This is a genomic window from Pantoea trifolii, from assembly GCF_024506435.1.
In the GTDB taxonomy this organism is placed as follows: Bacteria; Pseudomonadota; Gammaproteobacteria; order Enterobacterales; family Enterobacteriaceae; genus Pantoea; species Pantoea trifolii.
In genome coordinates this window covers 736,738-750,459 of the sequence record NZ_JANIET010000001.1, presented here as the reverse complement: position 1 = coordinate 750,459, position 13,722 = coordinate 736,738, and the positions used below count along the sequence as shown (strand labels likewise).

At 54.8% G+C, this 13,722-nt stretch carries 11 protein-coding genes; 1 reads left to right on the top strand and 10 read right to left on the bottom strand.

The genetic code is table 11. The annotated features are described in order from the left end of the window. Nucleotides 1-2: 2 nt before the first annotated feature. Nucleotides 3-872 carry a bis(5'-nucleosyl)-tetraphosphatase (symmetrical) ApaH gene (gene apaH, locus NQH49_RS03365; RefSeq protein ID WP_154154257.1) on the top strand — a complete coding sequence of 290 codons (870 nt, stop codon included), beginning with the start codon at nt 3-5 and terminating at the stop codon, nt 870-872. A 53-nt stretch (nt 873-925) separates the two neighbouring features. On the opposite strand, the gene folA is transcribed toward apaH, so the two are convergent. The 10 genes from folA to ileS form a co-directional block, all read right to left on the bottom strand. Beyond that, complete coding sequence (gene folA / locus NQH49_RS03360) at nt 926-1,408, bottom strand: type 3 dihydrofolate reductase (protein ID WP_137385137.1); 483 nt, start codon at nt 1,406-1,408, stop codon at nt 926-928. A gap of 285 nt (nt 1,409-1,693) precedes the next feature. Further along, nucleotides 1,694-2,836, bottom strand: coding sequence for a porin (locus NQH49_RS03355; RefSeq protein ID WP_008108651.1), 1,143 nt, complete (start codon nt 2,834-2,836; stop codon nt 1,694-1,696). Between the two features lie 238 nt (nt 2,837-3,074). Continuing rightward, a complete protein-coding gene (gene carB / locus NQH49_RS03350) occupies nt 3,075-6,299 on the bottom strand; it encodes a carbamoyl-phosphate synthase large subunit (protein WP_256695576.1) in 3,225 nt (1,074 codons plus the stop codon). 13 nt (nt 6,300-6,312) lie between these two features. Beyond that, nucleotides 6,313-7,461 (bottom strand): glutamine-hydrolyzing carbamoyl-phosphate synthase small subunit, encoded by a 1,149-nt coding sequence (gene carA / locus NQH49_RS03345; RefSeq protein WP_256695575.1) that lies wholly within the window; start codon nt 7,459-7,461, stop codon nt 6,313-6,315. A 62-nt stretch (nt 7,462-7,523) separates the two neighbouring features. Further along, complete coding sequence (locus NQH49_RS03340) at nt 7,524-7,934, bottom strand: hypothetical protein (protein WP_256695574.1); 411 nt, start codon at nt 7,932-7,934, stop codon at nt 7,524-7,526. Then, nucleotides 7,931-8,746, bottom strand: coding sequence for a 4-hydroxy-tetrahydrodipicolinate reductase (gene dapB, locus NQH49_RS03335; RefSeq protein ID WP_256695573.1), 816 nt, complete (start codon nt 8,744-8,746; stop codon nt 7,931-7,933). The genes NQH49_RS03340 and dapB overlap by 4 nt, the downstream gene beginning before the upstream one ends. Nucleotides 8,747-8,967: 221 nt before the next feature. Continuing rightward, nucleotides 8,968-9,921, bottom strand: coding sequence for a 4-hydroxy-3-methylbut-2-enyl diphosphate reductase (gene ispH / locus NQH49_RS03330; protein ID WP_008108655.1), 954 nt, complete (start codon nt 9,919-9,921; stop codon nt 8,968-8,970). Continuing rightward, nucleotides 9,902-10,372 (bottom strand): FKBP-type peptidyl-prolyl cis-trans isomerase, encoded by a 471-nt coding sequence (gene fkpB, locus NQH49_RS03325; protein WP_008108656.1) that lies wholly within the window; start codon nt 10,370-10,372, stop codon nt 9,902-9,904. The genes ispH and fkpB overlap by 20 nt, the downstream gene beginning before the upstream one ends. 3 nt (nt 10,373-10,375) lie before the next feature. Next, nucleotides 10,376-10,882 carry a signal peptidase II gene (lspA, locus tag NQH49_RS03320; protein WP_256695572.1) on the bottom strand — a complete coding sequence of 169 codons (507 nt, stop codon included), beginning with the start codon at nt 10,880-10,882 and terminating at the stop codon, nt 10,376-10,378. Beyond that, nucleotides 10,882-13,701, bottom strand: a complete 2,820-nt coding sequence (gene ileS, locus NQH49_RS03315; RefSeq protein WP_256695570.1) for an isoleucine--tRNA ligase — start codon at nt 13,699-13,701, stop codon at nt 10,882-10,884. The genes lspA and ileS overlap by 1 nt, the downstream gene beginning before the upstream one ends. Nucleotides 13,702-13,722 lie beyond the last annotated feature (21 nt).

Sequence of the window (13,722 nt, the reverse complement as noted above, 5' to 3'; positions counted from 1 at the left end):
CAATGAGTACATACCTGATTGGCGATGTTCATGGCTGTTATGACGAGCTTCGTGCGCTATTAGCGCAGGTTGATTTCGATCCGCAGCAGGACACCTTGTGGCTTACCGGCGATTTGGTGGCGCGTGGCCCCGGCTCGCTCGATGTGCTGCGCTATGTGAAATCGCTGGGTGATTGCGTGCGTCTGGTGCTGGGTAATCACGACCTGCATTTGCTGGCGGTATTTGCCGGTATCAGCCGCAATAAACCGAAAGATCGCCTGACGCCGCTGCTGGAAGCCGATGATGCCGATGAGTTGATCAACTGGTTACGTCGTCAGCCGCTGTTGCAGGTGGATGAAGAGAAGAAACTGTTGATGGCGCATGCAGGCATTACGCCACAGTGGGATCTGGAGACAGCGCAGCTGTGCGCGCGTGAAGTGGAAGCGGTGCTTTCCAGCGACAGCTATCCGCTGTTTCTTGATGCGATGTACGGCGACATGCCAAACAACTGGACGCCGGAGCTGAGCGGCCTGGCACGACTGCGCTTTAGCACCAATGCGCTGACGCGCATGCGCTTCTGCTTCCCGAATGGCCAGCTGGATATGATCTGCAAAGAGTCGCCAGAATCGGCTCCGCCACCGCTTAAGCCGTGGTTTAACGTACCGGGCAAAATCGACAGCGACTATACGCAGATCTTTGGTCACTGGGCATCGCTGGAAGGTAAAGGCACGCCGGAACATGTGATTGGGCTGGATACTGGCTGCTGCTGGGGCGGAACATTGACGCTGCTGCATTGGGAAACCAAACAATATTACGTGCAGGCATCCAATCGAGAGCAGGCGATGGCCGAGAGCGCGGTGAGTGCGCATCCGCCGTTAAGTGATACGCCGTAAATAAAAAACCCCGCTGAAGCGGGGTTTTTTATTGGTCGCGGTAAATAGCAACCCTACGTGCGGCGATCGAGGATCTCGAAGCAGTAGCTGTGCGAGTTCTGCTCATCGGCATCGTGGAATTCGCTGAAGGTTGACTGCCACTCGTCCGGCTCGTAATCCGGGAACTGCGTATCCCCTTCCACTTCCGCATCGATATGAGTCAGATAAAGACGATCCGCGCGAGCCAGCATCTGCTCGTAAACGCGTCCACCACCAATCACCATCATTTCTTCAACATCACCTGCCGCTTTTACCGCCTCTTCCAGCGATGTCACCCAGGTAACGCCTTCGTGATTGCCCGGCTGGCTGCTGACCACAATGTTTAAGCGGCCAGGAAGCGGACGGCCAATCGATTCAAAGGTCAGACGACCCATAATCACCGGCTTATTCAAGGTATTACGTTTGAACCACGCCAAATCTGCTGGCAGGTTCCATGGCATGGCGTTTTCCATACCAATAATGCGGTCCGCTGCCAGTGCCGCGATCAGACTAATCATGTTAAAAGACCTACTGGAAAAAATTGGCGCCATCATACGTAAAGGCGAAACTTTCGTCGATAGGCCGACCCCGCTATTTGCGTAAAGCTCCGATGCCACCGCACTTTTGTTATTGGACAGAGTTTTACACCGGCTTTCCCGGCAATAGCGGGGCGAGGAGCCAGAAATTGCTGACGAGGCGGCACAACTCCGCGCGAAACGTCGCATTATCGGTATCGCAGTGTAAAGAAAAGCGCACTCTGTGCGACAAAAGAAAACGGCTCCCGCAGGAGCCGTTGAGACGCTTTAGAAATCGTAGCGCAGACGCACCAGGTTCACGTTGCCCAGTGACTTGTCTGTGCTGGAGGTGATGACATATTCGTAATCGACACGGAAGCCGTAATCCAGCTGTGCACTCACGCCAACGCCGTTATCGATACGTTTGTAGTCACGTCCGTTGACGAACTCCAGACGGTCGCCCATGAAGTAAGGCTGGATGGATTTCACCGCATACTGACCAATTGGGAATTTGTAGCCAGCAAAGTATTCGATGCCCCACGCGTCATCCGCGAAGTAGTTGTTAACGGTGTTGCGTTTGGTTGGTGAGAAGTTCTCATACCAACCGGCACCGGCTGACAGCGTCCAGTTATCCGGTGTCCAGCTGAGCGCGGTACCGTAGATATTCTGGTCATAGCGTTTGCTGTCGCCATTGTTGGGATTGCGGATATCGGCGCGGGTGTAGTTCCACGCGGTGCCCCATGCCAAATCTTTGGTGATGTGGTAGTTCACGCCTAGCGAACCGCCGCCTTTACGCTTATAGCGCAGGCCATTGCCTGGCAGGAATTCGTTATCTTCAAACAGATAAGACGCATACACGTCCGCATCGCCGAAGGTGTTTTTGTACTTCAGCATTTTGCGCGAACGGTAAGAGCCGTCGTAGTCGCCATTAATACCGTTGCCCGGCGCCTGGGCCAGCATGTCGTAATCCCAGATATCGGTTTTCGCACCCACTACATCGTAGTAAACGCTGTTCTGCTGTCCAAAGTAGAGTTCACCCAGGGTGGCGCTTTTGAAGCCGGTATAGAGTTGGCGACGCGAGGTGTTGTTCGCACCATCCGCATGATGATTGTCCCAACCCCACCAGGCTGGGAAGTTTACGCCCAGCTCGTAGTAACCCACCCAGCTAACATCGTCAAACAGGTAATAATTGGCGGTGAAACGGAAACGTGATCCGCCGTCATAGCCATTACGTTTGTAAGACTTGTCGTTGACGCCATTCTGATGCAGGTACTGCGGACGAATACTGCCGCCCACTTTGAAGTCGAGACGGCTCAGCGGATCGCCCGCCTGTGGATCCTGCTTGAGTAAAGTAATTTCCGCCTGGCTGGCGAGTGGCGCCGCTGCGAGTAACGCAGCAATAGCGCTGAGAGTGAAAGCACGCATTTGCATTTTTTATATCCCAGTTAAGGTGAGCGCTCTATTGATGAGCGAGCGAAATAGTACGGTGCGCTGACTGGGATCTTATTTATAAATTTGTGCGGATATTCCGAGGTGTAAGCCTTTCCGCATCAACTGATAAAACATATGTCAAATCAATAGGATTTTTACAGATAAGGATATTCAGCTGCAGATAAAGGGCAAAAAAAACGGCTCCCGCAGGAGCCGTTAGTTTGTCGCCAGTTAGAAATCAGCCTTTAATTTGCGCGTGCATTTCCTGCACCGAAATCACTTGCTCAGTCGGATCCGCGTTCAGTGCCATCGCCGTGGCAAAGCCGCCGTTGAGCGTGGTGTCGTAATGCACTTTGTACTGCAGCGCGCTACGACGAATCAGCTTGGAGTCTTCAATTGCCTGACGTCCTGCAGTGGTGTTGACGATGTAGGTATATTCGCCGTTCTTCAGACGGTCCTGAATGTGCGGACGACCTTCATGCACCTTGTTCACCAGACGTGGATTGATGCCCGCTTCACCCAGCACCACTGCGGTACCGTGTGTCGCATCCAGCTCGAAACCAAACTTCTGCAGTTTTGCCGCCAGGTCGACGATACGTTTCTTATCGCCTTCACGCACTGACAGCAACGCGCGACCGGTTTTCTTCATATTGCTCTGCGCGCCCAGCATCGCTTTGGCGAAGGCTTCAGCGAAGGTGCGACCTACGCCCATCACTTCACCGGTTGAGCGCATTTCTGGGCCGAGGATTGGGTCAACGCCTGGGAATTTGTTGAACGGCAACACCACTTCTTTCACCGAGTAATACGGTGGAATCACTTCTTTGGTGACGCCCTGCTCAGCCAGCGTTTTACCGGCCATCACGCGCGCGGCAACCTTCGCCAGCGCCACGCCAGTGGCTTTCGACACGAACGGCACGGTACGCGCGGCGCGTGGGTTCACCTCAATCAGGTAAACCTCATTGTCCTTCACCGCGAACTGCACGTTCATCAGGCCACGTACGTTCAGCTCGAAGGCCAGCTTTTCCACCTGTTGACGCATCACGTTCTGGATTTCAGTACTCAGCGTATAGGCCGGCAGTGAACATGCCGAGTCACCAGAGTGCACGCCCGCTTGTTCGATGTGCTCCATGATGCCGCCAATCAGCACGCGTTCGCCGTCGCAAATCGCATCAACATCCACTTCAACCGCATCGTCGAGGAAGCGATCCAGCAGCACTGGCGCATCGTTAGAGACCGATACCGCCGTCTGGAAGTAACGTTTCAGGTCGATTTCGTCGTAAACGATTTCCATCGCGCGGCCGCCCAGCACATAAGAAGGACGCACCACCAGCGGATAACCAATGCCAGCCGCTTTCTCAACGGCCTGCTCCAGCGTGGCAACGGTGGCGTTAGCCGGTTGCTTCAGGCTCAGGCGATCAACCGCCTGCTGGAAACGCTCACGGTCTTCTGCACGGTCAATCGAGTCCGGGCTGGTACCAATCACCGGAACGCCAGCCGCTTCCAGCGCGCGCGCCAGTTTCAGCGGCGTCTGGCCGCCGTACTGTACGATGACGCCTTTCGGCTTCTCGATACGTACGATTTCCAGCACGTCTTCCAGCGTGACCGGCTCGAAGTAGAGGCGATCCGAAGTGTCGTAATCGGTTGATACGGTTTCCGGGTTACAGTTGACCATGATGGTCTCATAACCGTCTTCACGCAGCGCCAGCGCCGCATGCACGCAGCAGTAATCAAACTCGATGCCCTGGCCGATACGGTTTGGACCACCACCCAGAATCATGATTTTTTCACGATCCTGGTTTGGATTGGCTTCGCACTCATCCTCGTAGGTTGAGTACATATAAGCGGTGTCGGTGGCGAATTCAGCCGCGCAGGTATCAACGCGTTTATAAACCGGATGCAGGTTAAATTGCTGACGCAGCTTACGGATTTCGCCTTCAGAAACACCCGCCAGCGCGGCCAGACGTACATCAGCAAAACCTTTACGCTTCAGCGCACGCAGGAATTCCGCGTTCAGCGAGTTCACACCTTCGCGCTCAAGCTGCTCTTCCAGACGCACAAGCTCTTCAATCTGCACCAGGAACCAGCGATCGATGTTGGTGAGGTTGAACACGCCATCAACCGACATACCTGCACGGAATGCATCAGCGATGTACCAGATACGGTCAGAACCAGCATCTTTCAGTTCGCGACGAATGCGCGTTAACGCTTCGGGATCGTCAAGGCTGACTTTCGGATCGAAACCGTTGGCACCGACTTCCAGACCGCGCAGCGCTTTCTGCATCGATTCCTGGAAGGTACGGCCAATCGCCATCACTTCGCCTACTGATTTCATCTGCGTTGTCAGACGATCGTTGGCACCGGCGAACTTCTCGAAGTTGAAGCGAGGAATCTTGGTAACGACGTAGTCGATTGAAGGTTCGAACGACGCTGGCGTTAAGCCGCCGGTAATGTCGTTCATCAGCTCATCGAGGGTGAAGCCCACCGCCAGTTTCGCCGCCACTTTGGCAATCGGGAAGCCGGTCGCTTTCGAAGCCAGCGCTGACGAACGCGATACGCGCGGGTTCATTTCGATGACGATCATGCGGCCATCTTTCGGGTTCACCGAGAACTGGACGTTCGAACCGCCAGTTTCGACACCGATTTCACGCAGCACCGCCAGCGAGGCGTTACGCATGATTTGGTATTCTTTGTCAGTCAGGGTTTGCGCCGGCGCTACGGTGATGGAGTCACCGGTGTGAATACCCATCGCATCGAAGTTTTCGATCGAGCAGACGATGATGCAGTTGTCGTTTTTATCACGCACCACTTCCATCTCGTACTCTTTCCAGCCAATCAGCGACTCATCAATCAGCAGCTCATTGGTTGGCGACAAGTCGAGACCGCGTTCGCAAATCTCTTCGAACTCTTCACGGTTATAAGCGATACCGCCGCCGGTGCCGCCCATGGTAAAGGAAGGGCGAATGATGCACGGGAAGCCAACGTCTTCGGCCACCGCCAGCGCTTCTTCCATGGTGTGCGCGATACCGGAACGTGCGGTGCCCAGACCAATGCTCTTCATCGCCACGTCGAAGCGACGACGGTCTTCGGCTTTATCAATGGCATCGGCAGTTGCACCAATCATGGTGACGCCGAACTCAGCCAGCACGCCCTGACGCTCCAGCTCCAGCGCACAGTTCAGCGCTGTCTGACCACCCATGGTTGGCAGCACCGCATCCGGACGCTCTTTTTCGATAATCTTGCGTACCACTTCCCAGTGAATCGGCTCGATGTAAGTCGCATCAGCCATTTCCGGGTCGGTCATAATGGTTGCCGGGTTCGAGTTAACCAGAATGACGCGGTAGCCCTCTTCGCGCAGCGCTTTACACGCCTGCGCACCGGAGTAGTCAAATTCACATGCCTGGCCGATAACGATCGGGCCAGCACCAAGAATCAGGATGGATTTTATGTCTGTACGTTTTGGCATCGTGGGCTCCTGATTACTTCGCGTTAGAACGGTATGCTTCGATCAGTTCGATAAAGTGATCGAACAGTGGCGCCGCATCGTGCGGGCCTGGGCTCGCTTCCGGGTGTCCCTGGAAGCTGAAGGCCGGTTTGTCAGTGCGATGAATGCCCTGCACGGTTTGGTCGAACAGCGACACATGCGTCACGCGCAGATTGGCCGGCAACTGGCTGTCATCCACCGCAAAACCGTGGTTCTGCGCGGTGATCATCACGGTATTGTTGTCGAGATCTTTCACCGGATGGTTGCCGCCGTGGTGGCCGAGTTTCATCTTGATGGTTTTGGCACCGCTAGCCAGCGCTAACAGCTGATGGCCAAGGCAGATACCGAATACCGGAACATCGGTTTTCAGGAACGCCTGAATGGCGTTAATCGCGTAGTCGCACGGTTCCGGGTCGCCAGGACCGTTCGACAGGAAAATACCGTCTGGATTAAGTGCCAGAACCTCTTCCGCCGGGGTTTGCGCCGGTACTACCGTCAGGCGGCAGCCGCGATCCACCAGCATGCGCAGGATGTTGCGCTTGGCGCCGTAATCGTACGCCACCACATGGAACGGCAGCTCTTCCGCCGTTTTCTGTTCCGGCAGGTCACCTTCCAGTGTCCAGCTACCTTGCTGCCACGCGTAGGTTTCCGCGGTGGTCACTTCTTTCGCCAAGTCCATGCCTTTCAAGCCCGGGAACGCCTGCGCTTTCTGCAGCGCCAGTGCGGCATCCGGATTATCGCCCGCAATAATGCAGCCGCTCTGTGCGCCTTTCTCGCGCAGCAAACGGGTCAGTTTGCGCGTGTCGATATCGGCGATGCCAACGATGTTATTGCGCTGCAGATAAGCTGACAGACTTTCTTCACTGCGGAAGTTGCTGGTAATCAGCGGCAGATCGCGAATAACGAGGCCTTGAGCATGGATTTGGCTGGATTCTTCATCGGCGGCGTTAACGCCAACATTGCCGATATGGGGATAAGTGAGGGTAACGATTTGGCGGGAATAGGAAGGATCAGTGAGGATTTCTTGATAACCGGTCATTGAAGTGTTGAAAACAACTTCTCCCACTGCCGACCCCGTAGCCCCGATGGCCCGACCGTGGAATTGGGTTCCGTCTTCCAGAACCAAAAGCGCTGACTTAATCAAAACATCCTCCAGGGAATAAACAGTCACAATATTTGCATATTAATTCAAAACCAGTGGCAGAATCAATGCAAAACCCGCCTGAGTACTCGAATTTTGGCAAATTGCGCGCATTCTAATGATCGCCCCGCACCTTGTCTACAACATGTGGTTATTTTTTTGTATATTTCGGGCAACTGAATGTTAAAAACGGTGAAAGGCGATAAAAGAGTGAGATAACTCGGAAAAATAATCGGTTGCCTGACGGCGATGATGGCAAATTGATGCTGGCGCGTATAAATTTTTGACCAAATGGTCAAAACTAGCCATTGCAAGCCTGATATACGCTCACCAATCACGATAAATAAGCACTTCGCAGTGAAAAACAAACAAAGCATCCATTTACAGATAAAATAAAGGGCAATGATCACATTGCCCTCGTCAATCAAGGCCTTACCGATTGAAATAACCACATCACGATGGTTCACAACACTCACAACATCGATAAATCCAGCACATCACGCATATCATAAAGGCCAGATTTCTTGTTCTTTAACCAACTTGCCGCCTTAACTGCACCATTTGCAAAGGTCATACGGCTGGAAGCCTTGTGGGTAATCTCTACACGCTCACCCATATCTGCAAACATCGCGGTATGTTCACCCACGATATCGCCGGCGCGCACGGTAGCAAATCCGATGGTTTGCGCTTTACGCTCACCGGTATGACCTTCACGGGCATATACCGCGTGCTCATCCAGATTCCACTTCATGGCATCGGCAATCGCCTCGCCCATCGCCAGCGCTGTACCTGATGGTGCATCAACTTTATGACGATGGTGCGCTTCAACGATTTCAATATCCGCGTAGTCGCCCATTACCTTCGCCGCCTGCTGCAGCAGATTCAGCACCAGATTGACGCCCACGCTGAAATTGGCAGCGAACACGATGCCAATCTCTTCGGCTGCCGCGCGAATCGCCGCTTTACCGGCTTCATCAAAACCGGTGGTGCCGATCACCATCGCTTTGTTGTGCTGGCGACAAAACGCCAGATACTCCAGCGTGCCTTCCGGACGGGTGAAATCGATCAGGATATCGAAGTCGTTAACCACCTTTTGCAGATCGTCAGAGACAATCACGCCCGTTTTGCCGATGCCCGCCAGTTCGCCAGCATCAACGCCCAGCAATGACGAACCGCTACGCGCCAGTGCCGCGCCGAGCGCAACACCTTCCGCCTGCTGTGCGGCCTGAATCAAATTGCGTCCCATGCGACCCGGCGCACCAACGATAGCAATGCGGATTTCACTCATAATTATTCATTCCTGATACAAATCTATGCATGTAAAGCGTAAACAGGTTAACGGTCAGATAACAGTCACGCCACAATAATAAAGGGATATAAGAATTTTATGCCAGCCGCGAAACATTATCAGTAAAAGCAATCCCGCATGCTGGAAGTGGGATTTCTGGCTGCGACAGGCAAAGAAAAGGCCGAACAATGTCGGCCTGATTTTACTGCGGTGTGAACCGCTTACTGCACGTTACGCACGTCAACGCGCAGCTCTTTCGGTACTTCAAACACAATGTTCTCTTCACGGCCAATCAGCTCAATCGCCGCTTCACCGCCGAGCTCACGCAGACGCTGAATCACCTGCTGCACCAGAATATCTGGAGCAGATGCGCCCGCAGTGACGCCGATGATCTGCTTATCTTTGACCCACTCTTCCTGAATGTCATCAGCCGAATCGATCAGCTTCGCCAGCTTACCAGCACGCTGCGCCAGTTCGGCCAGACGGTTCGAGTTAGAGGAGTTTTTCGATCCCACTACCAGTACCACTTCAGCATCTCGCGCCAGCACGCGAACGGCTTCCTGACGATTGGTGGTGGCGTAGCAGATGTCATCTTTACGTGGACCGATAATCGCCGGGAAGCGCTGACGCAGTGCATCAATCACGTCCGAAGTATCATCGACTGACAGCGTGGTCTGCGTCATAAAGCACAGGTTGCTCTCATCTTTGACGTTCAGCTTGAACACATCTTCCGGTGATTCCACCAGATACATGCCGCCGTTGGGATTGCTGTACTGGCCCATGGTGCCTTCCACTTCCGGATGCCCCGCGTGACCAATGAGAATCGCTTCGACACCTTTACGGCTGGCGCGCGCCACTTCCATATGCACTTTGGTCACCAGCGGACAGGTAGCATCAAACAGCATGGTGAGGTTACGCGCTTTGGCTTCGGCGCGAACCGCTTGTGATACGCCGTGTGCGGAGAAGATCAGAATGGCGTTATCCGGCACTTCAGCGATCTCCTCAATAAAGATCGCTCCACGTTCGCGCAAGCTGCTCACCACGTAGCGGTTATGCACCACTTCATGACGCACGTAGATGGGCGCGCCGTACATCTCCAGCGCGCGCTCGACGATGCTGATGGCGCGATCAACGCCTGCGCAGAAACCGCGTGGGTTAGCTAACAGGATTTGCATCGTTGGCCTCCAGCGCCGGATCAATCTCCAGCACTTCAATATCAAACTGAATGCGCTGACCCGCCAGCGGATGGTTGAAATCTACGGTGATGGAGTCGCCGGAAACTTCACGGATCACGCCCGGCATTTCGCTACCGCCACGGCCGCTGAACAGCATGATGGCACCGACTTCCGGCTCGCCCGCGTCGTTAAAGTCACGACGCGAAAAGTACTGAACCAGATCCGGGCTGGTGCCGCCGAAGGCATCCTCCGGCTCGAGGGTAAAGGCGTGCTTGTCGCCCACTTTACGCCCCAGAAGTTGCTGTTCCAGCGCGGCTGAAAGGCTGCCATCGCCCAGACAGAACAGCGCAGGTTTGCCGTTGGCGCGCGTGGATTCGGCCGTCGAGCCATCTTCCAGCTTCAGCGTAAAATGCACCAGCAACGCGCTATCGCGCTGAACAGACTCACTCATTTTTTACCCTTTATCTTTTGCCGGTTTGCCGTTCGGGCTGAGAAAACCTTCCAGCACCACCAGCGCCGCGCCGATACAGATGGCACAGTCGGCGATGTTGAAGGTCGCGAAGTGCCAGTCACCAACATAGAAGTCGATAAAATCGACCACAAAGCCGTGATACGAACGGTCAAACAGGTTACCCAACGCCCCGCCGATAATCAGCGCGTAGGCAATATTGGTTAATTTGTTGCTGGCAGCGTTGCGATACATCATCACCAACAGTGCCAGGACGATAGCAATGGCGATGCCGGCAAAGAACCAGCGCTGCCAGCCGCCTTTGTCCGCCAGGAAGCTGAACGCCGCGCCATAGTTGTGCGCGTAGAACAGATTCAGGAACGGCATCAGCGGCTGCGTTTCATGCAGCATCATGTTATCCATAACCCACATTTTGCTGCCAAAATCGATGGCGATCACCACCAGCACCAGCCAAAGCCAGCGCAAACCCGTCGAAGAAATAGCTTTACTCATCAGGCAAATTTCCGCTGCTCGCCGTTTCCGGACACGTTAGTGTAGCAACGGCCACATACCGCAGCGTGCTCAGGATTCTGGCCAACGTCAGTAGTGTAATGCCAGCAGCGCGGACATTTCTCGCCTTCTGCTTTGTGCAGCGCGATTTTCAGACCTTTGAACAGTTCGCTCTGCTGCGCTTCATCGCTGGCAGTGGCGTAATCCGCCACGGTTGCGCCTGAAGTTAACAGCACGAAACGCAGCTCATCGCCCAACGCCTGCAGCTTAGCGGCCAGCTCGGCATCCGCATACAGCGTGACCGTGGCTTCCAGCGCGCCACCGATGCGTTTGTCGCTTCGCGCTTGCTCGATGACCTTGTTCACTTCGCCGCGCACTTTCAGCAGATCATCCCAATAGGCGTCGTTCAGCGCTTCGTTATCCGCCAGACCAAACAGATCCTGGTACCACTCTTCGGTAAACACGTATTTCGCGCGCTCGCCCGGCAGGTAGCCCCAGATTTCGTCTGCGGTGAAGGACATGATTGGTGCCATCCAGCGCACCAGTGCTTCAACGATATGCCACAGCGCGGTTTGGCAGCTGCGACGCGCCAGGCTGTCGCCTTTCGCGGTGTACTGACGATCTTTGATCACATCGAGATAGAACGAGCCCATTTCGATAGAGCAGAAGTGCATCAGACGCTGCACCACTTCGTGGAAATCGTAGTTTTCGTAGGAGTGCACGATATCCTGCTGCGCTGCCAGCGCACGGCCAACCGCCCAGCGATCCACCACCACCATCTCTTCCGGCTTGACGCAATCGGTCGCCGGGTTGAAGCCCGCGAGGTTAGCCAGCAGGAAACGCGCGGTGTTACGGATACGACGATAGCTGTCTGCGGCACGCTTGAGGATTTCGTCGGAGACCGCCATCTCACCGGAGTAATCGGTAGAGGCGACCCACAGACGCAGAATATCCGCGCCCAGCTTATCCATGACATCCTGCGGCGCCACGGTGTTGCCGATCGATTTCGACATCTTGCGGCCCTGACCATCCACGGTGAAACCGTGCGTCAGTACCTGACGATAAGGCGCTTTGCCTTTCATCGCTGTGGAGATCATCAGAGAAGACATGAACCAGCCGCGATGCTGATCCGAACCTTCCAGATACATATCCGGCGTATGACCACCGAATTCCGGACGCGCATCCACTACCGCGTAGCTGGTTGATCCGGAGTCGAACCACACGTCTAAGGTGTCTGGCACTTTAACGTAATGGTCAGCGTCGTCGCCCATCAGATCGCGCGGATCGAGATCCCACCACGCCTGGATGCCGTCCTGCTCAACCAGTTTGGCGACTTTCTCCATCAGCTCCAGCGTATCCGGATGCAGCTGCTCGCTCTCTTTATGCACAAACAGCGCCATCGGCACGCCCCACGTACGCTGACGTGAGATACACCAGTCAGGACGGTTCGCCACCATCGCTTCGATACGCGCCTGACCCCAATCCGGGATCCACTGCACGCCTTTGATCTCTTTCAGCGACTGCGCACGCAGGCCTTTCTGATCCATGCTGATGAACCATTGTGGCGTGGCACGGAAGATGATCGGCGTTTTGTGACGCCAGCAGTGCGGGTAGCTGTGCAGCAGTTTCTCAACGTGCAGCAGCGCGCCCTTCTCTTTCAGCAGCTCAACGATCATGTCGTTGGCCTTAAAGACGTTTACCCCATCCAGCGTGGGATAGGTGCCTGGCAGATACGCGCCATCTGGCCCCACCGGATTGGCGGTTTCCAGACCGTATTTCTGACCGATAACATAGTCATCCGGGCCGTGGCCTGGCGCGGTATGTACCGCACCGGTACCGGCTTCCAGCGTCACGTGCTCACCCAGCACCACTTTCGATTGGATTTGCTCGAGGAACGGATGCTGAAACAGTTGCAGCTCCAGCGCCGCGCCGCTGCATTCGCCCAGCACTTTCCAGTCGCTGATGCCGGCGCGCTTCATCACGCTCTCAACCATCTCTTTGGCGAGGATCAGGCTGCGACCTTCGATCTGCAGCAGCTGATATTCAAATTCCGGATGCAGCGAGATACCGCGGTTGGCTGGCATGGTCCACGGCGTGGTGGTCCAGATCACCAGTGAAACCGGGCCTTCTGACGCGGCAACACCAAACTTTGCGCGCACTGCATCGGCATCAACGGCATTGAACATCACGTCGATAGATGGCGAGGTTTTGTCGTAATACTCCACTTCCGCTTCAGCCAGCGCCGAGCGGCAATCCATGCACCAGTGCACCGGCTTCGCGCCTTTGTGCAGATGGCCGTTGCCAATGATTTTACCCAGCGCACGAATGATGTTGGCTTCGGTCTGGAAATTCATCGTCAGGTAAGGACGATCCCAGTCACCCAGCACGCCAAGACGGATGAAGTCATTTTTCTGACCTTCAACCTGCTCTGCCGCGTATTGGCGGCAAGCGGCACGGAATTCAGCCGCGCTGACTTTCTCGCCCGGCTTACCAATCATCTGCTCAACTTTGTGCTCAATCGGCAAACCGTGGCAGTCCCAACCGGGAACGTACGGCGAGTCATAGCCCGCCATGCCTTTCGACTTAACGATAATGTCTTTCAGAATCTTGTTAACTGAGTGACCAATATGAATGCTGCCGTTCGCATAAGGAGGGCCATCATGCAAAATAAAGGTTTTTTTCCCTTTCTTGGCTTCGCGGATGATGCCGTACAGGTTGTCATCATACCAACGTTGCAGCATTCCCGGTTCACGCTTGGCCAGATCGCCACGCATCGGGAACCCCGTTTCCGGCAAATTCAGGGTAGATTTATAGTCACTCATCAGATTCTCGATTCCGTATTT